At 44.2% G+C, this 20,997-nt stretch carries 35 protein-coding genes, 1 other RNA gene, 1 pseudogene and 2 riboswitches; of the genes and pseudogenes, 4 read left to right on the forward strand and 33 right to left on the reverse strand.

The window, feature by feature from the left end; translation table 11 throughout:
• Positions 1 to 7 precede the first annotated feature (7 nt).
• From OYT88_RS04625 to OYT88_RS04765, 29 genes and pseudogenes are all read right to left on the reverse strand, one after another.
• Entirely contained in the window at positions 8 to 634 is a 627-nt protein-coding gene (locus OYT88_RS04625) for a hypothetical protein (RefSeq protein WP_274398227.1), read from the reverse strand.
• A gap of 59 nt (positions 635 to 693) precedes the next feature.
• Positions 694 to 1,062, reverse strand: a complete 369-nt coding sequence (locus OYT88_RS04630) for a hypothetical protein (RefSeq protein ID WP_274398228.1) — start codon at positions 1,060 to 1,062, stop codon at positions 694 to 696.
• 9 nt (positions 1,063 to 1,071) lie between these two features.
• On the reverse strand, positions 1,072 to 2,178 hold the full coding sequence (locus OYT88_RS04635; RefSeq protein WP_274398229.1) for a phage minor capsid protein: 1,107 nt from the start codon (positions 2,176 to 2,178) through the stop codon (positions 1,072 to 1,074).
• 4 nt (positions 2,179 to 2,182) lie between these two features.
• Positions 2,183 to 3,799, reverse strand: coding sequence for a phage portal protein (locus tag OYT88_RS04640; RefSeq protein ID WP_274398230.1), 1,617 nt, complete (start codon positions 3,797 to 3,799; stop codon positions 2,183 to 2,185).
• 11 nt (positions 3,800 to 3,810) lie between these two features.
• Positions 3,811 to 5,106 (reverse strand): annotated as a pseudogene (locus tag OYT88_RS04645) (PBSX family phage terminase large subunit).
• Positions 5,107 to 5,694, reverse strand: coding sequence for a terminase small subunit (locus tag OYT88_RS04650; RefSeq protein ID WP_274398231.1), 588 nt, complete (start codon positions 5,692 to 5,694; stop codon positions 5,107 to 5,109).
• A gap of 63 nt (positions 5,695 to 5,757) precedes the next feature.
• Entirely contained in the window at positions 5,758 to 5,934 is a 177-nt protein-coding gene (locus tag OYT88_RS04655) for a hypothetical protein (RefSeq protein WP_274398232.1), read from the reverse strand.
• 148 nt (positions 5,935 to 6,082) lie between these two features.
• Positions 6,083 to 6,568, reverse strand: a complete 486-nt coding sequence (locus OYT88_RS04660; protein ID WP_274398233.1) for a hypothetical protein — start codon at positions 6,566 to 6,568, stop codon at positions 6,083 to 6,085.
• A 1-nt stretch (position 6,569) separates the two neighbouring features.
• Positions 6,570 to 6,707, reverse strand: coding sequence for a hypothetical protein (locus OYT88_RS04665; protein WP_274398234.1), 138 nt, complete (start codon positions 6,705 to 6,707; stop codon positions 6,570 to 6,572).
• 92 nt (positions 6,708 to 6,799) lie between these two features.
• Complete coding sequence (locus OYT88_RS04670; protein WP_274398235.1) at positions 6,800 to 7,003, reverse strand: XtrA/YqaO family protein; 204 nt, start codon at positions 7,001 to 7,003, stop codon at positions 6,800 to 6,802.
• A 65-nt stretch (positions 7,004 to 7,068) separates the two neighbouring features.
• The gene (locus OYT88_RS04675; protein WP_274398236.1) at positions 7,069 to 7,335 is read right to left on the reverse strand and encodes a hypothetical protein; all 267 of its coding nucleotides are present in this window, start codon (positions 7,333 to 7,335) and stop codon (positions 7,069 to 7,071) included.
• A gap of 38 nt (positions 7,336 to 7,373) precedes the next feature.
• The gene (locus tag OYT88_RS04680; RefSeq protein ID WP_274398237.1) at positions 7,374 to 7,802 is read right to left on the reverse strand and encodes a hypothetical protein; all 429 of its coding nucleotides are present in this window, start codon (positions 7,800 to 7,802) and stop codon (positions 7,374 to 7,376) included.
• A 121-nt stretch (positions 7,803 to 7,923) separates the two neighbouring features.
• Positions 7,924 to 8,352 (reverse strand): RusA family crossover junction endodeoxyribonuclease, encoded by a 429-nt coding sequence (locus OYT88_RS04685; RefSeq protein ID WP_274398238.1) that lies wholly within the window; start codon positions 8,350 to 8,352, stop codon positions 7,924 to 7,926.
• Positions 8,345 to 8,581: a hypothetical protein gene (locus tag OYT88_RS04690; protein WP_274398239.1), complete on the reverse strand. Its 237-nt coding sequence runs from the start codon at positions 8,579 to 8,581 to the stop codon at positions 8,345 to 8,347. Before OYT88_RS04690 ends, OYT88_RS04685 begins: the two co-directional genes overlap by 8 nt.
• Positions 8,574 to 8,915, reverse strand: a complete 342-nt coding sequence (locus tag OYT88_RS04695; RefSeq protein WP_274398240.1) for a DUF7167 family protein — start codon at positions 8,913 to 8,915, stop codon at positions 8,574 to 8,576. The genes OYT88_RS04690 and OYT88_RS04695 overlap by 8 nt, the downstream gene beginning before the upstream one ends.
• Positions 8,908 to 9,168 (reverse strand): hypothetical protein, encoded by a 261-nt coding sequence (locus OYT88_RS04700; protein ID WP_274398241.1) that lies wholly within the window; start codon positions 9,166 to 9,168, stop codon positions 8,908 to 8,910. Before OYT88_RS04700 ends, OYT88_RS04695 begins: the two co-directional genes overlap by 8 nt.
• Positions 9,165 to 9,473 carry a hypothetical protein gene (locus tag OYT88_RS04705; protein WP_274398242.1) on the reverse strand — a complete coding sequence of 103 codons (309 nt, stop codon included), beginning with the start codon at positions 9,471 to 9,473 and terminating at the stop codon, positions 9,165 to 9,167. Before OYT88_RS04705 ends, OYT88_RS04700 begins: the two co-directional genes overlap by 4 nt.
• A gap of 80 nt (positions 9,474 to 9,553) precedes the next feature.
• The gene (dcm, locus tag OYT88_RS04710) at positions 9,554 to 10,237 is read right to left on the reverse strand and encodes a DNA cytosine methyltransferase (protein ID WP_274398243.1); all 684 of its coding nucleotides are present in this window, start codon (positions 10,235 to 10,237) and stop codon (positions 9,554 to 9,556) included.
• An 8-nt stretch (positions 10,238 to 10,245) separates the two neighbouring features.
• Entirely contained in the window at positions 10,246 to 11,106 is an 861-nt protein-coding gene (locus OYT88_RS04715) for a DnaD domain protein (protein WP_274398244.1), read from the reverse strand.
• 182 nt (positions 11,107 to 11,288) lie between these two features.
• Positions 11,289 to 12,272 (reverse strand): exodeoxyribonuclease X C-terminal domain-containing protein, encoded by a 984-nt coding sequence (locus OYT88_RS04720; protein ID WP_274398245.1) that lies wholly within the window; start codon positions 12,270 to 12,272, stop codon positions 11,289 to 11,291.
• A gap of 1 nt (position 12,273) precedes the next feature.
• Positions 12,274 to 12,828 (reverse strand): host-nuclease inhibitor Gam family protein, encoded by a 555-nt coding sequence (locus OYT88_RS04725; protein WP_274398246.1) that lies wholly within the window; start codon positions 12,826 to 12,828, stop codon positions 12,274 to 12,276.
• A 70-nt stretch (positions 12,829 to 12,898) separates the two neighbouring features.
• Positions 12,899 to 13,120, reverse strand: a complete 222-nt coding sequence (locus tag OYT88_RS04730; protein ID WP_274398247.1) for a hypothetical protein — start codon at positions 13,118 to 13,120, stop codon at positions 12,899 to 12,901.
• 13 nt (positions 13,121 to 13,133) lie between these two features.
• Positions 13,134 to 13,337, reverse strand: coding sequence for a hypothetical protein (locus OYT88_RS04735; protein WP_274398248.1), 204 nt, complete (start codon positions 13,335 to 13,337; stop codon positions 13,134 to 13,136).
• A gap of 16 nt (positions 13,338 to 13,353) precedes the next feature.
• An RNA gene (locus OYT88_RS04740) (hammerhead ribozyme type II) lies at positions 13,354 to 13,421 on the reverse strand.
• Positions 13,422 to 13,601: a hypothetical protein gene (locus OYT88_RS04745; protein WP_274398249.1), complete on the reverse strand. Its 180-nt coding sequence runs from the start codon at positions 13,599 to 13,601 to the stop codon at positions 13,422 to 13,424.
• 168 nt (positions 13,602 to 13,769) lie between these two features.
• Positions 13,770 to 14,297 (reverse strand): helix-turn-helix domain-containing protein, encoded by a 528-nt coding sequence (locus tag OYT88_RS04750; protein ID WP_274398250.1) that lies wholly within the window; start codon positions 14,295 to 14,297, stop codon positions 13,770 to 13,772.
• Between the two features lie 57 nt (positions 14,298 to 14,354).
• The gene (locus tag OYT88_RS04755; protein WP_274398251.1) at positions 14,355 to 14,660 is read right to left on the reverse strand and encodes a helix-turn-helix domain-containing protein; all 306 of its coding nucleotides are present in this window, start codon (positions 14,658 to 14,660) and stop codon (positions 14,355 to 14,357) included.
• A 16-nt stretch (positions 14,661 to 14,676) separates the two neighbouring features.
• Positions 14,677 to 14,805: a hypothetical protein gene (locus tag OYT88_RS04760; protein WP_274398252.1), complete on the reverse strand. Its 129-nt coding sequence runs from the start codon at positions 14,803 to 14,805 to the stop codon at positions 14,677 to 14,679.
• A complete protein-coding gene (locus OYT88_RS04765; protein ID WP_274398253.1) occupies positions 14,806 to 15,045 on the reverse strand; it encodes a helix-turn-helix domain-containing protein in 240 nt (79 codons plus the stop codon).
• 131 nt (positions 15,046 to 15,176) lie between these two features.
• Between OYT88_RS04765 and OYT88_RS04770 the strand changes: the two genes are divergently transcribed.
• The 4 genes from OYT88_RS04770 (at position 15,177) to OYT88_RS04785 (ending at position 18,157) form a co-directional block, all read left to right on the forward strand.
• Complete coding sequence (locus OYT88_RS04770) at positions 15,177 to 15,632, forward strand: helix-turn-helix domain-containing protein (RefSeq protein WP_274398254.1); 456 nt, start codon at positions 15,177 to 15,179, stop codon at positions 15,630 to 15,632.
• 11 nt (positions 15,633 to 15,643) lie between these two features.
• Complete coding sequence (locus tag OYT88_RS04775; RefSeq protein WP_274398255.1) at positions 15,644 to 16,054, forward strand: ImmA/IrrE family metallo-endopeptidase; 411 nt, start codon at positions 15,644 to 15,646, stop codon at positions 16,052 to 16,054.
• A 147-nt stretch (positions 16,055 to 16,201) separates the two neighbouring features.
• Complete coding sequence (locus OYT88_RS04780) at positions 16,202 to 16,810, forward strand: DUF4352 domain-containing protein (RefSeq protein ID WP_274398256.1); 609 nt, start codon at positions 16,202 to 16,204, stop codon at positions 16,808 to 16,810.
• A 156-nt stretch (positions 16,811 to 16,966) separates the two neighbouring features.
• Positions 16,967 to 18,157, forward strand: coding sequence for a site-specific integrase (locus OYT88_RS04785; RefSeq protein ID WP_274398257.1), 1,191 nt, complete (start codon positions 16,967 to 16,969; stop codon positions 18,155 to 18,157).
• A gap of 70 nt (positions 18,158 to 18,227) precedes the next feature.
• On the opposite strand, the gene OYT88_RS04790 is transcribed toward OYT88_RS04785, so the two are convergent.
• The 4 genes from OYT88_RS04790 to OYT88_RS04805 form a co-directional block, all read right to left on the reverse strand.
• On the reverse strand, positions 18,228 to 18,452 hold the full coding sequence (locus tag OYT88_RS04790; RefSeq protein WP_274398258.1) for a hypothetical protein: 225 nt from the start codon (positions 18,450 to 18,452) through the stop codon (positions 18,228 to 18,230).
• Positions 18,453 to 18,703: 251 nt separating this feature from the next.
• The gene (locus OYT88_RS04795) at positions 18,704 to 19,045 is read right to left on the reverse strand and encodes a hypothetical protein (RefSeq protein ID WP_274398259.1); all 342 of its coding nucleotides are present in this window, start codon (positions 19,043 to 19,045) and stop codon (positions 18,704 to 18,706) included.
• An 11-nt stretch (positions 19,046 to 19,056) separates the two neighbouring features.
• A riboswitch (SAM riboswitch) is annotated at positions 19,057 to 19,156 on the reverse strand.
• A 73-nt stretch (positions 19,157 to 19,229) separates the two neighbouring features.
• Positions 19,230 to 19,334, reverse strand: a riboswitch (SAM riboswitch).
• 105 nt (positions 19,335 to 19,439) lie between these two features.
• Positions 19,440 to 19,715 (reverse strand): LysR family transcriptional regulator, encoded by a 276-nt coding sequence (locus OYT88_RS04800; protein ID WP_274398260.1) that lies wholly within the window; start codon positions 19,713 to 19,715, stop codon positions 19,440 to 19,442.
• A gap of 408 nt (positions 19,716 to 20,123) precedes the next feature.
• Positions 20,124 to 20,954 carry a MetQ/NlpA family ABC transporter substrate-binding protein gene (locus OYT88_RS04805; protein ID WP_274398261.1) on the reverse strand — a complete coding sequence of 277 codons (831 nt, stop codon included), beginning with the start codon at positions 20,952 to 20,954 and terminating at the stop codon, positions 20,124 to 20,126.
• Between the last annotated feature and the right edge of the window lie 43 nt (positions 20,955 to 20,997).

The following is a 20,997-nucleotide window of genomic DNA, read 5'->3' on the forward strand; positions in this document are numbered from 1 at the left end:
CACTCCCTTATTTCTGCTTGTCTTCAGTAATCATTCCAACCTTCTTGAATGCGTCAATGAACTTGTTAACTTCGGTCTGCTGCGTTTTTTGATTATAGTTCTGCTGGCCCCATTGCGGATGTCCGGGACTGGCAGGCGGCGTCTGCTGGCCTTCTGATCCAAAAACAGGATACTTTTTCAGCACTTCATCAACGGCTTTGCCAATGTCCTTAGCACCGCTTACCATCTTGATTACGTCATCGACGGCATCGGGACGCACGCCTTTGGCGAGTGCCGCGATCTTCGCATCAGCAAGCGTCTTCGCTGCATTAGCCGCATCGAGTTGTTTCTGCAGTTCAGCCGCTTGATCTTGCAGCTTCTGCGATTCTGTTTTCTGGCTCTCCTGATATTCTTTAAAGGCCGTCAGGCTTTGCTTTGCGGCGTCTAAATTATCAACGCCCAATTCCTTTAGAATAGATGCTTTGATATCGTCAGCGGAAGGCTGCGGATCCGGATTGTTGGATTGTGGATCTGAACCTCCTTTATTTGGATTAGATGGTTGTGGATCACCTCCTCCCTGTGGTGGTGTTGGCTGTGGATCTGCTGGATCACCTTCTGCGAAATACTGCAGGTTTAATCTGTATGGGATGGACATATGAATCCTCCTTTCAATTTGTAGGCATAATAAATAGACCTTTTAATGACTTGTCCAGGTCAAACTTTCTGACGATCTGTTTCTACGAATGCTTTAGCCAACGATTCAATTGCCTGCTCAATTGGCATATAGTTTTTTTCACTATCAAACGGCGCGAAATGAAGATGAAGCAGTTCATGAACCAGTGTTTCTTCCATGTCATGAGGAATGATGCAGTTCATATTCTGATAGTCACCATGATTTAAAATGCTGATTCGCGATGCCTTGGACTGCAAAAGATATGTGTTTTCTCCGCCGTGCGTTTGATCATCCATTGCTGATAATGGAACAATTTCTGCTTCGATATCCCAATCTCTCAGCCTTAAACGCTCCTGCCAATATTTTAAGCGCTCTTGTAATTGCTTATCTGTCAATATCACTTCTGGCATATCATCGCCTCAGTTTTGTATTTGCTCACGATCATACCGCCGTGTCCGGTTCGTTGTTCTGATGAAGTCACGCATATTCTGCTGCCGTGTCCGAATCTTTTGATTTGCTTTTTTAATGGCTTCCTCATTGCCCAGTGATTCCATCATTGACTTTTCTGTTTTGGCCTTTCGGATCTGGCGCTCTAAATATCGCTGCTTCTGCGACTGTTCATAGATAGCGTTGGCTTCACCAAGCGGAACCGGTTCATATCGTTTGACCGAAACATTCGGGATATACGGATAACTGGTGTGGTGACAATTGCATCCGAATAGGCCGGCCGGTTGTCCATATGTCGTACTGCTGAGTGGTGGGTACCGTTTATCCCGTCCGTTCTTGCTATATATGTGCCCTTGATAGGGCGCACACCCGGGCCGTGGTCCTGCGACGGTCGTAACTTCGATCAGGTCCAATCCGTAACTATCCATCCGGTCCCACTGCGTCTGATTGGCGACGTTATTACTGACCGTACGCGTCACCAGTGGAACATATCCTTCGATCGACCATTGCCGGCCGGCTGAATCTATGAGCGCCGGAACGCCTTTCTGTGCCCATTTAGAAGATGCATCAGCTAATGCCTGATGATGCGATTTAAACCCGCTGAGCACGGCTGCTGTGGCCTGTGTGAGGATGTCCCGATAGACCTGACCACTGTTGGCAAGAATGGTTGAGTTAATCAGGTTCAGGTTATCCTTTGCCTGCTTTTGAAACATCCGGAGCGTATTAAAAACGGCCGTATCCTGTTTAAGCGGAACGGCCTTTTCAATCTTTCCTGTGTCGGCTACTTTCTGCAGCCATTTATCCATCGGATCAACACTCTGCTGCATGCTGCTCTGCACTAATGTGCTGATCTCTTTTTCGGACTTGCCGGACATGTTGGCAATCAGTTTGATGACATCCTTGTTCAGATCATTAAGCTGTGCCAGCTTGTCGAACTGCCATTTGAGGGCGTTATCCTTTGTGATGTCCTTATCTGTTTTCAGACGTTCGGCAATGGCCGTCAGAATGTCGTTTTCCAATTGCGAGTAGACATTAATGACTGGCTGAGATAGTTGATTCAATTGGAACGGAGTGAGCATCTAATCACGCCCTCGCTTGATAATCTGCGTTCTTGACGCCCTGCTCGGCACCTGTGACCAGTCCGTTCATTAATTGATCATTAACCTGAGCGCCTTCCGCTTTCAACATGTCCATCCACTGCTTCGCCTGATCCTCCGTAATGTCGAAGATCCGCTGGATGGCAAGCTGTTTAGGAATCATGCCGGCGGCATTCATCGTCACATAAAAGTTCGCGTTCTGGACACGGTCATCGGCGATACTATCATCGAAGTCAACCGTTACTTCATAGTTATCAGCGCCCGGGTTTGTGAACATGCCGTACAGATCGGCGAGTTGTGCGATGACATCGACCAATTCTTTGATACCGTGCTCGATCAACGTCTCATGGCTGTTCTTCGTGCGGAAGGTATCCGAATTCTCGCTGATTACCTCAGTCGCTGTTCTGACGGCCTGACCATCGAAGGTAAATGTCCCGCTGCTGAATCCCATCTGCATAGCGAGCATGTCCAGCAGTGACTTGATCGCGGCCACATGGTCCGTCACCCGAAGCGCAACGGCCATATCCTTAATCTGCTCGGTGTCCATCTCGCCCGCCTGCATCGCCTGGTAAACCTCGTCGTTTGTGTCAAAGTAGCGATGGACCGAGCCATCTTTATTATCGTAGACCGCACGTATGGCGGACGCAGGAACAATGATCCGGCGCTTTCCCAGTGCAAACTCACGCTGGAAACTGTCAAAAGCGATGTCCAGCGATTTCAGCGTATCCAGTGAGTTAGAAAATAGGCTAATCCCCAATGGCGACAATGTTTCAAAGTTGTTCGCGATGTTCGGCTTAAAATAGACAAACAGCGGATGGGTTAGCCCATTGACAATGATGTCCTTATCCATATTCCCATATTGCGGAAGCGTGTTTAATGACACCTTGACGCCCAGATCGTCCGGGCTGTCGCTGACGTACAATTCATTGATGATGTGGTAGGTGTCCGTATTGTCCCACGTGTGCCATTCGAGATGAGTATAATATTTCTTGCCTTGTCGCGTTTCATCTAGAAATACGCCAGCCCGGATATTGTCATTCGTCGATTGTAGCGGAAGGAAGTTCTGTGCCGTCACCCATGTGATCTTAATCTTGCCGTTTTCGACATAGGGTTTAGCAACCAGGCCGCCAAGTGCGAACATGTATTCAATCCAGCGCTGGAACTGTTTATAGAATTCATTGTCGCTGAGCACTCCGAATATATTGTCGCTGAATGTGTCAATGTCCGTGCTATTTGACGAATCATTGCCCGTGTTGCTGTCCGTCATGTTTGCCCCGGCGCTCTTGACCGCGCCGATATTGATCTTGCATTTCTCATTGAAGACGAGGCTTGCCATTTTCTCACAGGCAATCTTCGGCATCATGAGGGTTGCCCGATGGCGATGATGCTTTTCGCCGGTGACATCGACGAATTCGGCATCATGGAACGGTACACTGTCGACGTTCCCTAAATAGCCGCGATACAATGCGCGCCAGATGAGCACACGGTTGTACATCCACTGACTTTCGATGACGGCGGCGAATTCTGTCACACTATTGATTGATTGAATCAGTCCCATTTTTGCTAACCACCCCTTTACTGCCGAAAAGATCTTTGAGAACATCGCATCACCTCCTACACACCGACATAGTGACGATAGAAATAATTAACAGAATAGCGTGCCTCGTCCATGGCGTGGTTGTTGGCATCTACTGGCTTGCCATTGTCATCACGAACATACAGGCCAATCTCCTTGATAAAGTGGTAATGATCATATTTACCATTCGGAGGATTGACCAATAAAAAACGCCGCTCTGCAATGAGCGACTGCATCCGTTCTATTCCGACTTCAATGCCTTTTGTCGATCCTTTGATGTCCTTGCTATTATTATTGGCTTTCTCGGCATCAATGCCAACGAGCCGCAATTCCTCCCGCAAGGACCGTGCTGCCGGGTCAATCAGTACGTGATTGTAGTAGAGATTGAATGTCTTCCGGCACCAGTCTATGAACACCTTTAACTCACGGGCATATTCAGACATTGCTTTAACCTGGCCGGTTTCATTGCCTGAATGATAATAGTTTGCCACACGGTTCAGATAGGTTTTAAAACCTTGCCCATCAGGTACTTGCGTAACAATGTTGCACGACAACGTCGTTGCATCACCCTGCCCAGCGTCACCCGCAAAGAACATTTCGATCGGTTCGCCAACGATGGCATCCTTGATATTCTCGTGCATATCGAACATCGCGTAAATGACGCCTTCAGGCAATACACGCTCACCTAGCCAGTCACGATGATAGAGATATGGATTTTTAATCAGCGTATCATGCAGTTCTTTCTTACGTTCCGGTGTCAGGATCGGGTTATCGTTAATATCCCAATGCGTCCAGCGCGTGTCCTGCACGTCGAATACATCGGATATAACCGGATCGTTTGGCGCCGGCGGGTTGAGATCAGCCAGATGGTAGCGCATCTTTGCGGCAAAAGTTCGCCTGAAGCACTCTTGAATCATGTCCATATGCAGCAGATTAATCTCGCAGAATACAACGGACCCGAGCGACATACCAGTAATAGCACCCCGACTGTTTGCCTTGGCACCGCCTTTGTAATAGACTCGCTTGTCTCCGGATGGCATACGCACAAGTAAGTGATCGCCATGCTCATCATGACGGATCTCAGACAGTCCGCTGAAGATGTGCATCAGGCCGGTACCGTCACCATCAATAAACAGACGGAATGCCTGCTCTTGATTGTATGCCACGACCAAATGATTGCTATCTGGTGTCATCGTCAAGAACTCAGCATAGCGAAAATGGCCGGCTGTTGTCTTGCCCGATCGGGGCTACGGAGTCCCTTCGTTTACCTCTAAGGTATGATTGAAAGGCGCTCTGATTATCTTCAGTTGCTTTTCCGAAAATTGAAGGGACATTTAACCACCACCTTTGCCGGATCCATCACCACCATGTAACGCATCAACCAGTGCATCAAGTAATGATGTATCGGCTTTAACACCTTTTATCAGGCCAGTGCGTGCCTTTGTGAGTTCCGTATTTGCCTTCATTTGCTCGATACGCTGATTGGTTAACTCAGATGTATTTCCAGCATTAAAAATCCGCAGAAGTAATTCTGCGGCCTTTGTGACATCACTATTTTTTGTTTTTACTTCAGCCGAATCAATGACATCCTCATATGCAAATTTATCATAGGTCGTTCCGTCTTTCGCCGTCATCTTAATTTTTGTCGGCTTTCTGACTAACGAAGTAACTATTTCCGGCTCCTCACGGCGAACAAGCCGTGTCAAAATCTGAAGAATTTCTTTTTGCTTGGCAATTGACTGTTCATCAAGCAGTTTAAGACGATCATCAATGTATTTCTTAATGTCAGGTTTTGTCAGGTTCTCGGCTCCGATTGATCGTGCCGTTCTCTTACTGTACCCCGCGTCAATCGCTGACTGCGTCGCATTTCCAGTCTCGATGAACTTATCTGCAAATCGCTTCTGTTTTTCAGTCAGGTTCATTTACATCATTCCCAGCTCCTTTTATAGCAGTAAAAAAAGCACCCCGAATGGGATGCGATATTATCAGTTATTATTTATACCGTTTTTTCTATTGCGTCTTTCCATGGCATCATGGATCGCTAACATTTGTTTAGGCGTCCATTCACCATTTGGACCATCACCAGGTTTATGATCTAACCAATCCTTTAGCATCTTATCTTGAAGAGGCGCAATATTTTTCAAAAAATCGTCTTTATCCATGCTCATTTCATCTCCTCGATGATATATCAGATAAAAGCCCCAACGGGGCGTCATCGTCTTCTACTCTGGCTGGGGGCTGTTTCCTATCCGGCCCACCGTCCACGTTATCATCATATCACAGATTTACAAGGAAAAAGTCACATGAAAGTCACATGTTTTTATCCCTTCGATGCTTAATTCTGAATTGTCTCATGTATGATTTCTGGCTTTTAATTTTGCTACTGATATTTCTAATATATCCTATGCTGTAACCCAATTTATCAGCGATTTCAACCAATGACCATCCTTGCACTCTATAATAGGCTACGAGGTAATCTACACTTTCAAAACTGCTGATCTTCTTCTCCATCTCCGTTTTGACATATTCCTTATCGGCCATGATCTTTTTCAACGGCTGCAATTTATTGTCGATTATGCAGATATGCTCATAGGCCCGATCGAAAGGCATCAACGTAAAATTATGGCTCACCTTTTCTTCGTCATAATTGGCCGCACCGATCATGCCACGATGCTGTGTGCACATCTTCACATAATATTTACGCTCATTCTCAAGCTGGCGAATCCGCATATATAAGACGTCTATTTCCTTGCACAAGTCCTGATAAACCGTGATTGGCAATAGGTCGGCAACCATGTTATCGCCCCTTTCTGCGCAGTGCGTGATTGTGGCGTTCATAAATGTCTTGATGGATGCCCATCAGCACTTCGATATCTCTATGCGTCAGCTCGGGCTTCCGCTTATTTCGCTTTCTCTTTTTCTTTTTCGGTTCCATGATGACCACCTCCGGAAAAATAAAGAGGACACCGCTGGCGCTCAATGCGTCAAACAGTGTCCTCAGGCTTTCCTATCTTGGACATTCACTATTTAAAATAATTCTCCTTCATCATATTTAATTTTAGCAACTTTCCCTTTTGCCGTCTCTATGATGGTCTGCCCGTGCTCGACTGCTTGAGTCACTTTTGCTTTGCCTTGCACACCATCGAGAATCACAATCAGGACCTTACCCCGTTCCATTTTCTGAGTAACCGAAAGATCATCTATATTCAGTTCCATCTCTTTTAATCGCATCGGAATCCCTCCGTATGGTAAAATGATCATATCGGTACATCTCGGAGGGATCCGAGTTTTTTTATTTAATCAATAATATTTACGCCTTGTTCTTCATATATTTTTATGGCTTCGTCCGGAGCAAATTTGGGAGAGCTCCAAGACATTTGTTTAACAAAATCATCAAATTGGTCTGCAAAATAAAAGAACCCTAATGAATCTACAGGAAAAATTGGAATACCAGGATTTTTATGCGTCGGACATTTTTCATTCGGACAGATATGGTCTTTCCAATTGTCTTGCCAAAAGAACAGCCCACATCCAGCGCAAAAGAATTCGCGGCTCGGTTCCATTTGCTATCGTCTCCTTTCCGATCCGAGTATTATTGAACTCAGGACAATATCTTGTCAGCAATAATCTTATATCTACCGTTTGTTCTTCTGAGGCACAGATCATAAGTTTTCTTTTCAAGTAATGCATTACCAAGAATTTCATGGTCGTTAAACACGAAGCAGCCGATTCCATATAGTGGCGCCATCTGATCAATCATTGGTTCCATTTCCAAATAATTTTCCGCGATCAGCTCAAATGATCGCTTTTTGAGACTTTCAAAATCGTCATCTCGGGATATTACCCTTCCAGTCGAAACTTCGAAGGACACATATCCATTTTTCTTGTCATTTTCTCTGATGCATACAATCGCTTTTTTATATCTCCCGACATATTCGGCCTCAACCCGCACCGGCTTCGATCTGTCAATAAATTCAATGCTTGAATCTTTGATTCTTATGAATACTTTGACTCTGTTCATTTTTTCCATGTCTTTATTTCCCTCCATCCGTCCCTGATTCTTGCCTTGAGATCGTGCCTCTGCAGCGGTTCATAGCGCCACACCGGCCACTTATCTTCATATCGCTTCAGTAGTACCCACCGGCGGCGCGTCATGTCGCCACCAGCTCGTCCAGCTCAACGACCTGTACTTCTACCCGCGGCTGTTCCGAATAGAACTTTGACACCTGCAGGCTCACGACTTGCTTGTCATCGGCCCAGATGATCCCGGTCATCGCGTCCATGATGCCTTTCGCCACGTTATCCACGTCCGGTTTCTTGATTGGACGGAGCGTGCCGGCAACAGCTGCAGCTTTTTTCTTTTTGCTCATCGACTTTAGCAGCGGGCGATAGATCAATAGCTTCAGCTCCACCGGGCCCTCGATCGGCGTGTGCGGCCGGTTCTGACCCGCCAGTAACTTCACATATTTCTTGTACTCTCGGCTGTCCGGGGGATCGTAAGCCTGCGTAAACTTCCCACGCCGGGCGAAGCGGGGCCGGCCCTGGGCAACCGGTTCGCCAAAGATCGTGAATTCAATCATTCGGTTCGCCGTCTTTCGGATTAACAATCTTTTTTCCACTTTTTAGAGCCTCAATCCAATCCGCCCAATCATCTAAGCGAGAATCATCTTCATCAAGCAGTAGCGCCGAAAAAAAGGATTGCTCCTTTCTCTGATCTTCTGGGATCGTTTCGTCGTCTCTCCAGTCATCGTTCAGAAATTCAAGTGCTTGCTTTGATACTGCTTTTTTCAGTACATACTCTTCATTCATCGCCCTTGCTCCCTTCGATGTTCCATCCACCATCGACAAATTCATCCTTCCACTCATTCCACTGATCTTCCAAAAATTTGTCAATATCTGTGTCAGTTTCTGGATCATATCCGAGGTCATGAAGAGAGAATGTGTCTGTTTGCACTGCTCCGGGAAACCCGATAGTCAGTTTAAAGGTAACTTTAGTTTGTGGATTCATCGCTCTCGCTCCCTTCCATTCCAATTCGCTTCCGCATATATCGCAAAACTTCTGTCCTGGCTCAAGTTCCTCGTTTTCACAGACTGGGCAAGTGGGGTATCCATGTGGGTACTTGGGCTTATGCTTCTTATTCATCTTCCTCTTCCTCCTCTGCCATAAATCCAACGGCTTCCGTGTTGATTGGCGGATCATCTTCATACTGACCTTGCTCAATTTTTTTCTTAATATCGTCATAGGATTCATGAGCATCAAGCGTATTTCCATCACTGCCTATAACAAATATGCACGCATTATCATCGCTGTCGCCTTCACATACCGACTCGATTCGGTTGATATTAATCAAATGCCTATAATCGCCCTGATCAATAGTTTCAATAAATCCCTTCATTCCGCTGCGCCCTCTTTCATCCGTGCGATTGTTTTCTTAATCCGCCGATCACTCACGTGAAATTCATTGTGGATGCGTGAGACAGAATACCCGTGATTCAGTGCATAGATGATCGATTCCGTCAAAAATGGCTGTTCTCGCAGTTCTCTCTGAGCCGGATCTTCGACCCTGAGTGGTTGGCTCTTCTCTTCAATCAGCCGATCGACGAGTTCAACCACCTCTAAATTGCCCTGCTCCTGCGCTTCCCGGCGTTGCTCGATCAAATCGCCGATTTCGCACATGAGTGCGTGATTTTTAAGAGTCACAATTCATCCCTCCTCAATCCTTGCTATTGCCTGAAATACCGGATAAATCTGTTGCGGCACCACTGCGTTGCCTAATGCAGTTAATCTGTTTTTGTCCATTCTGGCGGAAATCCCATCATCCATTCGACAAATTCCGGGTTCGGGTGCATTCCGATATATTGAGGGAATAAATCCCCCAAGCTGCCAGGAAGTGCTATTCCATGGTCCTTCTTTTTTCCGATGGTGATAATTTTCTTATTTTTTTGTAAGATTGGCTTGCTGTCGGCGTTGCTAGCAACGATGAATGTCCTCTCTCTTTTATGTGGCGCTCCGATGGCCACAGCCGGTATAATAAATGACTGGCATTCGTAGCCTGCACTATCCAAGTCAGATAGCGTTCTGTCGAGCTCCATATTGGCGAAGTTAGCAACGTTTTCGCCAGCAATCCAACGGGGCCGGATTTCCGATATAATCCTAAACATTTCCGGCCAGAGGTCGCGGTCATCTGCCGTGCCTCGCTTGAGCCCGGCAACACTGTAAGGCTGGCAAGGGAATCCGCCGGAAATAATGTCAACTGTTCCTCCACGCTCGATCACCCCGCTTTCTTCTAGGGCTTGTCTATTAAGATCAAATATATCGTCGAATATCGGCACGTCCGGCCAATGTTTTTTCAGCACTTTCTGGCAATATGAATCGCGTTCGCAGAATGCTATCGTTTCAATGCCCGCCCACTCCATTGCCAGGCTAATTCCGCCAATTCCGGCGAACAGTTCAATAGCTTTCATTGCCCCTCCTAGATACTCTCAAAATATTTTTCAAGCTCGGCCGCACGCTTCGCCGCTTCCTCCGGGGAAACTTCCGGCTCCTTCTTCGGATGTTCCTGTTTCATCCACGCGGGGACAACCTCTTGGCGTGTTGCTGCTGTCTGTGTGCGGCTCTGTGTCGCTTGTTTTCGTGTTTGTTGGTACTTTTTCTGTTCCGCCTTGACATCGACAAGAGTCTTGATACCCTTTGCAGCCCAATTGTTTAATATCCCCGCAGCGTATCCATAGGACTTACCAACTTCTGCAGCTATTCTGAACGCCTTGCAGACGGCTTCATCGCTAATCCCGTCCTGTTCAAGATAGACGATGATTTTCTCACACTGTATCGGGCTGGGCTGTTGTCCGAAGCACTGATAATATTCATCAAACCAATGCTGCCGACTAACTGCAGTTTGTTGTTTCGTTTCGTTTGGTTTCGTTTCAGGACTAACTAATGCGGAAGCATTGTCGGAAAGGTTGTCGGAAGCATTGTCGGAAACCGTATAGGAAGCATTGCCGGCATCTGTTGCTGACAGCAATGATTTCCCGGAAACTTTGTAGGCAATCATTGCCGACAAATCAAATAATTGATAAACAGCTGACTTATTTCCCTTCCGCGATTTGAAATCAATGAATCCTTTTGTCTTTAACTCGTTACGTGCGTTCGATATCGTTCTTTCGGAAAGGCCTGTCTTAATGCATAACACCGATACAGCTACCGCAAATTCTCTAAGCCATCCAGCCTTATTGTTTACGCTCGCTAAGGCGTGCCATAAAGCAATTGCTGATGTGCTAAGCTGACTTGTTTCGAGCCGATCATAGAATGCATTAATCAATTTGATATAGTTCAAGGCCTCACCCCCTTAAACACTCATCCTTCTTCACACAAACAATCTGTCTGTTTTTCACTTCAACCCGCACCGGTTTCATGTCCGGCCAGTTGCGCCGGAGATACGAGGTAACATACTGCTTAAAATTAGGCTCACCCCACATGTAAGGGGGAATTATAATGTGATAGTCCATTCAGTCCACCTCAGAACGGAAGTTCATCATCTGATGGAAGATCCGGGTTATCCAGCGGTCCACTTGTGAATGGATCTTCGATAGCAGGCTTCCCTTGCCAATTGGATTCATCGGGTTTCGGATTCTCTGACTTCTTTTCATCGCCCTTGGGTTGATTACTGGCCGCTTCCTTAGCAGATTTTTTCTTTTCCTCAACCTTCTCCTTAGCCGCGGCGAGCATCAGGCTAATTGCTTTTTTAATAGCTGGATCTGTCCGATCCTGTTTGTTGAGCCACTGCAGGTAGCCCTGGTTCTCTTTAAATATGTCCCTGAGTGTCTCACCTTTGTACTTGCCAAATCGGATTACAAGACTTCCTGCGTCCTTAGCCGTCATTGTTTCGGTCTGCTCGGCCTGCTGGAATTGAGCCATGTCCTCCACGTCCTGGGTAAAGATTTCCGACAGGCTGGCGACTGTCAGCGTCGCATCGATCTGAGCCCGTTTCTTTGCCATTTTCAAGATCGTGTTGGCGATGCTGCAGGTGTCGTCATTCTCAATGCGGTATTTTGTCTGGCCGTACTTGTTCGTGCGCTTCTGTAATGTCGATTTATCAACACCATCCGGAATATCTTCTTCCTTAACAAGACGCCAGCGGTACTTATCTTCTTTTGAGTTACAGCTTCCCACGCCTTCCGTGATCTTCCAACCATTTTTTAGCAGAGAGCATTTAAAGGTGTAAGCGAATAACCCTTTATCGTAGTCCTCGATCTTCTCGACCAGTTCATACTGGCTTGTCAGGCCAAACAGCATGAGCACTTTTTCAGCGCCCGGCTTTAACAGTGTCGGCTTGCCTGTACCAGGGATGACGTCGAAGTCATGGCCGGACTTCAGTGTGCTGTGAATGACGGCCTGAAGCTTACTAATTTTTCCGAGCGTGTTCTGTACAGAACTAACATCTATGTCGTCAATGAGCGACAGCGATGTGTTATTTTGAGCTAATTCTCTTTCCGGAACCATTTTAGTTCGCCTCCACAATCGGTTTGTCTTCTTGCTGTTCGACAACAATGAATGGGAATACTTCACCGGTATCTTTGTCTACTGCTATTCCCGTTCCATCGCCTGCTATTGCAAATCTTTTCTTGATTTTAGCTTTATCAAGTTCCTCTTTGATACGAATCAATTCTGTATATCCTGCTTGTTTCAGCCGATCAATAGCATCCTCTGAAAACTGCCATTTCGGTTGCTGCTTCCGAAAACCAATTTTTCCGTGTGGAAGTTTCAACGTTTTGAATTTTGGATCATTAGCGCGCTTTGTCTTGACGTAACCGATAAGCATGGACGTGAAGTATTCAACATCCTTGTTCAGCCGTTCCACCTGCTCGTTTTCCCACTGCTCAATGACTTGTATCTGTTCCTCTGCTTCCGTCTTCACAGCGCCCTGCTGCGCCTTCACGACAGCCAGTTTGCGAAGCGCCCATTCGGCTTTACGGTCATCGTCGACGACGAATCCAGGCTGTGTGACGCCCTGCTGCTTGTCCAGATATTCCTGCAGTGATTCCTGCTCCATTGCCATTTGAAAAACTCCCTTCCACCCTGTATAATCAGGGTATGGATTGATTTGATATTTGATCGAAAAGTCGCCCTTAGACAGCGGCTTTTTTGTTTTGTTCCTCCTCAACGGCTGCCAAGTGGTTGAGATAGTTCTGCAACATGCGGATGGTCTTCTTCGTTTCGTGAGCGGAGATCTCCCAAATATTGCGACCGCTCTGTGTTTTTGCGTTAAAATATTCATTTTCTGCTGTCTTCAACCACTCTTGCTTATCTTCCAAATCCATTTCGATCAGCCGAGCTAACGATGAATCCATGATTATCGCCTCCTTAATCGTGCCTAATTCCATGCTTGTAAAAATACCGTTCCTTGCATTCCAGGTCATCATGGACGAGTTCGCCGTTTTCCATCTCGAAATACTCTTCAAATTGATAGATGGACTGCCCGCAGCTGTCACATTCACCGACTACGCAGTGCAGAACTTTGTGATCGTTATACGGGGCACGGCCCGACACCATGGCGTTCTCAATCATCGCTATCGCCTCCTTCCCTGACCTGCCTCATCAGCGCCGGAAGGTCGTCTCCGGCGGACACCGGGTTATCCCGGCGTTTCGGCTTCACAGTTTCAGCAAATCAGCGTGACCAATAATTTTGTATCCTTTTTTGGTCCATTTATCTGCGTCATAAAGGTTAATGCTGTTGAATACTTTGTATTTAGTAGCAATGTGAATATTAAATTCTCCATTTATGATCTTTCCGAGAATATCTCCTTCACGGACTTTGCTCTTTCCGAACATGTGCTTTCCCCCTCTGTCCATCCGTGATAGAATGGAATTAACGTAAATTTTGTTTAACCTTTGAACGTCCGTTGCACCGGGCGTTCTTTCGTTTCTTGAGCCATTCCTCGATTTCTGCGTAAGAGACCCATACGATTATCAGCAACGCCGTGAAGTACACTAAATCATTCATTTCTTTTTGCCTCCCACCATCCTCATGAATCCGCGATGGATTAACCTCGCCTGGCATCCGGTCCATGTTTTGAGCCATGAAATTTTATAAGTCTTGCAAACCGTTGCCATGTATTCGTTGAGAAAGGCTATCGCCTCGGACGCTTCATCCAGCGACTTTTTGATATCCTCACGTTCGAAATTTCCTAGATATTGAGGATTGATATCAAGAACCGCTTTCTGTATGGCGTGATAGGCTTCTTCCGTCTCCTTCATGGTCCGGGATTGGATAGCCGAACACTGCCGGATCATTGCCGGGCCGTCGAGCGCCGGCGCCCACGCTCCCCCTGTGTACTCGTTAGCGAGCGCCCGGGCAAGGTCCGGATCGTCGTACTTGTTCATGACCTTCAAGGACACGTCCTTCGGCATCCGAGCCCGCTCAGTTTCGTAGGATGAAACGGCCTCGCGGGAAACATTTAATTCAAGCGATAATTGCTGCTGACTCTCCTTCCCCCGGGCCCGCTTAAACTCCTTACCAACTCCCACTTTCTCTCTCACTCCTTTTTGCCTAAAATATCCAGCTTTCAAAGTACAATTAAATTGTTAAATAGCATGAATTTTTTTTAAATCGGGTACATTCTCTTTAATCCATTCGGTATGATCTTCAATCCATTTTTTAAGAAGGTGTTTAGGGACCCTAACCCCAACCTCGCGAAAAACTGGAAAGTCTTGGCGATTCAACAAATTCGTGATTGTCGGCTGCGTCACACCGAATATTTCAGCTAGATCCCTGCGTTTCAGCATAACCAGTTCATCCGGATCAACTTTTGATTTCAACTGATCGATTTCTTCCTTGAGCGGTGCTACTTCTTGAGCGACGGCTGAACGAATAGCATCTTCGATGGACATCGATTTAACGCTCCTTTCAGTTTTGCTTGAGGATGGCAATAGCCTTGACTAAATTGAGAACGTCTTCCGCCTCATTGCCACGTTTGAGACGTTCAGTCGCCTGCTTTGCTAATTCGTTACAGAGTTCTTGTTCTTGCTTGGTCATTTAACTCACCTCCTGAGTTTGCTTTAAGTTCTTAGTTTCTAAGAATACTTCATCAAAAAAATATGACGTAGATAAATTTAATGCTTTACATATTTTCTCGTATTCATCAACTTTAATGCCTTGCTTTCCCAGCATCATTCTTGAAAACTTGGAATCATCAATTGATGAAAGATCGGCAACATATCCGAATTTCAAGCCTTTACTCTCGATGTATTGACGAATACGGTGATTAATTTTCATTTTATCGCCTCCTTTGTTCTTATTATCTAAGAACTCTATATACATACTATACTTCTTAGAATCTAAGATGTCAATATATTTTTCTAAGATATACGGAATTTTTTCTTTAATGCTAGGAAGAGGGATATAATATGAACACGGAGGTGATGCGAATGTCTGTGCTATCCGACAGATTAAAATTAGCAAGGGAAAGCCAGAATTTAAAGCAGACTCAGGTTAAAGAGAGAACAGGTATAAATAATAAAACATTAAGCGGATATGAAAACGGAATTAGCGTCCCTGATCCGGAAACATTGACTAAATTAGCTGATTTATATGATGTTTCAACTGATTATTTATATGGACGTACTGATAAGAAACATTATTATGAACTTAATGATAAAGATGAGAAAGACATTGCCAGGCAGCTGGAAAAAATCTTGTCCGGAATGGACAGCAGAGCAAACCTTAACTTCGACGGTGAGCCGATGGATGAGACAACTAAGGAATTAGTTAAGGCACAAATTGAATCGAACTTAAAGTTTGCTAAACAGATGGCAAAGAAGAAATTCACCCCTAAAAAATATCGTGACAATACTGATACCTGAGGTGATCAGCGATGGATATTGATTCTTCGGTACTGAAATCAGTAAATAAGTACGGAACAAACGATCCATTCATGATCACAAAAAAGATGGGGATTTTTCTTTTCTTTGCCGATCTTGGCGATACATTCGGATTTTATAACTGTGCAAATCGAATCAAGATGATTAATATCAACGATACGATTAATGATATTATGAAAAGATTTGTCTGTGCTCATGAATTAGCACATGCTATATTGCATCCATATTTAAATGTTCCGTATATGAGAAGGCAAACACTTTTTAGTATTGATAAGATTGAGTGTGAGGCGAACAGATTTGCCACAAAACTATTAACATTTGAAACCGATTACGAATCATGGATGACTAAAGAGAATTATCTTAAAGTATGCGGAATACCGCCAGAAATGGCGAGATTTATCTAACCAAAAAATAGTAGACTCATACAATGCTATATATTTCGATCAATTGATATAATATATGTGGACCTTTATCATGGTAAATCATCCCATGAATGCAGATGTTTACTCATTTGAGTTTACATAGATAAATTTTCATAGGGGGAAAATATAATGGCATCAGACAAGCCGAAAAAAAGATTTTACAAGAGATGGTGGTTCTGGGTAATTGTCGTTGTAATTGTAATTATTATTGCTATCGGAAGCAGCGGAGGTGGAGACAATAGCAATTCAAGCTCTAGCACAACAACAACCAATTCAAGTAGTTCCACTTCAACTTCCGGGATTGATAAAATAAATAATACTAATTTCTCTGATACTTCCGGTCAACAGACGACAACGGTCAGCAAAGCTGAAATTAAAGACGTATCAGATCAAGGGCTTACCGATGATAATGGCAATGATATTAAATATGCTCTCGTTATTAATATGAGTGTTAAGAATGACGCAAATGATCAAGCAACAGCTTATCCTGCACAGGGACATATCGTTTTACCAGACGGTACTCAGATTTCCGGAGCAGAAGGTCTAGATAGTTCACTTGATTCAGCATTCAAAGAGGGAGATATAGAGAAAGGTGCGATCGTTAAGGGCGATGTATATTTCCCACTGAAAGATTCACAAGCAAAATCAATTAAAAATGCACAATTTAAGTTTCAAGTTATGTGTGGAGACGAAAATGTGACAGAAAAAAATTATACTGTTAATTTAAATTTCAAATGATCTCAAGCTTTTAGTAACTAAAGGATCGCCGCATTAAGCGGCTTTTCTTTTCAACATAAAATAGAACATATATTCCCATATAGGACCGAAAATTGTACCAGCAGCATCACACAGACGCGTAATAATGATCAGAGATTTTCAAAGGAGAGTGGTACCATGTTTTTTAAAAATGTGGAAACAAAATACGGGACACGTATTATTTGTACTGGAGAAGGGCCACGGGATCCGGTGACAGGAAAACGGCAGCAGATCAGGCGCCGAGGTAAAACAAAAAAGGAAGCAAAAGCAAGAGTTCAGGCAGTAATTGACGACATAGAAGGCCGAAGTTTGGCAGATCATAAAATTGCACAAAATATGCCATTTGAAAAACTGGCTGCCGATTGGTTTGAATTCTATTCAGTCGGGCCAAAAAAGAATACGGTCAGAAAACGCTCTAAAGAAATAAAGATTCTCAATCGCTATATTCCAAAAGCACCCATCGGGAAAATCAGCCGGCGCATGTATCAAGGAATTTTAGTGGACTTAGCCAAAAAAGGCTATGCCAAATCAACAATAAGCGGCGTACATGTTACAGCCAACATGATCTTTAAACAGGCTATTGCCTGGGATTTACTTAAGGAAAATCCATGCGCCGGCGCAAAAATTCCAAAAAAGAGTTTAACGGTTGAAGAGATTCAAAATAATAATATCGAAAATAAATATTTTGAAGATGATGAGCTGAAAGAATTTTTACGCACCGTTGATCGATACGGGCTTTATAATGATAAAGCTATTTTTTATACCTTGCCATTTAGCGGCCTTCGTGCGGGCGAACTCTGCGCTCTGAAATGGAGCGATATCAATTTTGAAAATAACACTCTCAGCGTCACCAAAACCATTTATACCGAAAGTGATAATATGCACGAATATGAATTGACTCCGCCTAAAACATTAAAATCCATTCGCAAGTTTGATATGGATCCAGACATTATAGATATTTTAAAAAAGCATAAGCTGATTCAGGCCAGAATACGCCTTCGTTCTCAAGATTATCACAATGGCAATTTTGTGATTGCTCGGTTAAATGGGTACCCCTTTTTCCCCTATAATATTGATCGGCGGATGCAGCGGATTATGAAAAAAGCCCATTTAGCCAAAAAAATAACTCCACATGGTTTAAGACATACTTATGTTTGTATTCTGACAGAACTTGGAGTTGATTTAAAAAGTATTATGGAGCGCGTTGGTCATAAAGATATGGAAACAACTCTTGAAATTTATACTCATGTCACCAACAAAATGAAAAAGGATACCGTCCAGAAAGTGAACCACTTTCTAAAAGATATCCTAAAAAAATCAACTGTATGAAAATAAATGAACATTTTTGGAGACTTTTTCGCTATTAAGGTCTCTAAATACTTATAAAATCGTTGATAAATCAGCCCATTTTCCCCATCATGTCCATCATTGAGGACATCATTTCATCACATTTGTGCATACAGCTCATCATATCATCCTTGTTCATCATCATGTCCTTGCCCGACATTCGTTCCATCATCATATGCATGTACTTCATCTGAGTCATCATTTTTTCCATTTCCATCATCATCATCATATCCATCGGCATCATCATTGATTGGTTCATCATATCTGTTTTTTCCATTGTAAATTCCTCCAAATGTGATAGTTGCGGAAGAAAAGCACGTTTTACCCTTTCGATGATGCCTCTCTCCACAACCTAAATTTACCATGAAAAATGGACACAATCAAAGCAAATCTGCAGTTTGAAAAAAAATTGAAACACTAATAGGACGTGAAAAGCAGTATTCACGCCTTTTTTTCATAACTGATTCATAAAAAAATTCTATCTATCAACCAACAAAACTGCGCCGCCAAGCATTTCAACCTGTCATTTCAGCCGAAAATTTGTTGATTCCGACAGTTCAGTTGATCAATCTTGCGTCCCAGATCCAGCCTTTTCTGCTTCAATCTGAAAAGCTCTTTTGTAAATTGATCGGAGACTTTCCTCACATCGCAGCCGTGCAGACGATACAATTCAAGAATCCGGCGATTTACTTTACGATACTGTTGTTTCAGATTCTTTTCCTTCTGTCCGGCCGGCCCAAGCCTGCTCCTTTGAAGTTCGGCCAATTTAGCCTTAATTTCATCCTGCCATTTTTTATCGTGAAGTTCGCCGGCATAAAGAAACAAGTCCAGATAATTATCGACACAGGCATAATCCGCGTGATTCAACACTTCTACATCCCTTCTTATCTTCATTAATCGTCCGGAATTAGCACAGCGCTCTGAAAAGAGTCCGTTGCTGAGGTTTCACGGGGCCGGTCCCTCCGCCTCTCTTGATAAGAATGATGGCAGTTAAAAAATAAAAACGATTATTTTTTCCTTTATAAGAAAAATAACCGCTTCAGTCGTTTTATTTTTCTTATCTGCCAGATTAGATCTGCTGGAATTAACACCGTACACAATTTTATGTGCTGGTTGTCGGGTTTCATCGGGCCAGTCCCTCCGCCTCTCTTGATAAGAATTATTTAATTGGCTATATTCTATCTTAAACCGTTCCTTGTGTCAATAACATTTTTTTAAAACTCTATCCATGGATTGAGCTGCCTCATTTCCGACCGCGGACCTGTCAGTCTTTCTTTGTATCTCCATTTTCCAGCTTCGATAAGGCTTTTTTATAAGTACCCACCATACGTTTGGCATAAGGGATCAGAATCTCTCCCTGTTCCGACAATTTGACACCGCGCCCGTTCTTTACAAAGAGCTCCGCGTTCAATTCTCTCTCCAGAGCCTGGATACGGGAAGAGATCGACGGCTGTGATAAAAAGAGTTTTTCCGCCGCCAGATGGAAACTGTGATATTTGACAACGGCAAGGAAGGCGTCCAGTTGATCAATCGTCATCATTCAGTCACTTTCCTTTAGAAGCATCTTATATGTGGGCAATCCAATTGCGGAGGCATAGATTCATAGATCGTTGTCTTTTCAATAAAGCAGCACTTTCAATCAAAAACTTTGGAGGAACCCTTTTTCATGCTCTTTCAATAAAAGCGATTTAATCATACACTTTTCTCCGAGCCTCGCGGAAAACAGCTCTCTCGAATCTCTGATCAGGCTTATCATTGCTACGAGCTTACGCCCTATCGTACAATCTGTCAATCATTATTCCTATTATTTATATATGATTTATTTGAATATGACTTTTGCAATTGTAAAACGATCCTATGTAAAAATCCGCTCCCGATTTTTCAGACCGGAAACGGATCCTTTTGTGTCGTGCCTATTCCATTAAAATCATTTGCCGGTCGCTTCAATTCAATCGGAGACCGGAAGAATGGCTCCCTTATACTTCGTGTTGATAAAATCCTGAATCGTTTTCGAATGAAGCACCTTTACAAGTTCCTTAATTGCTTTCTTGTTCTGATCGCCCTTTCGAACGGCAATGACGTTGGCATAAGGCGATTGCGATCCTTCAAGAATAAGCGCGTCCTTTTTCGGATTCAGATTCGCCTGCAGCGCATAATTGGTATTGATCGCAAACAGGTCGGCCGCGTTATTTTGATAAGCCTTAGGCAGCAGCGCAGGATCGATCGGCTGCAGGAATTTTAAATGCTTGATATTGTCGATATCATTGAGTGTCGCTGTCACCTTATCAACGCCCGATTTGATTTTCACGAGCCCCTTTGACTCAAGCAGCATCAGGATGCGGCCCTGTTCCGCTTTATTGTTGCTTATCTGGACGGTCGCTCCGTCCTTTATGTCGCTGACATTCTTATATTTCTTTGAATAAATGCCGAAGGGTTCGATGTGTATTTTACCGACACTCACGAGATCTGTATGATTCTGCTTATTATATAAGTTCAAGAAAGGAATATGCTGAAAATAGTTTGCGTCGATTTGCTTCGAAGCGAGCGCCTTGTTCGGAAGGACATAATCCTGGAACACTTTGACTTCCAGATTGATCCCTTCTTTCTTAAGAATAGGCGCTGCTTTTTTCAGGATCTCGGCGTGCGGAACCGGCGAAGCGCCGACAACCAAAGTTACCGGCTTCTGAGTGCTTGATCCGCTCCCGCTGCTCTTCCCGCAGGCGGCCATCACAAAAACAACAGCTAAAATCAGTGATACGACAAGTATTTTCCTCTTCATAGTCAATCCCCCCGTTAAGTTATGCTGATCGGATCGGAACCCG

The sequence above is a fragment of the Sporolactobacillus sp. CQH2019 genome (assembly GCF_028765345.1).
Classification (GTDB): Bacteria; Bacillota; Bacilli; order Bacillales; family Sporolactobacillaceae; genus Sporolactobacillus.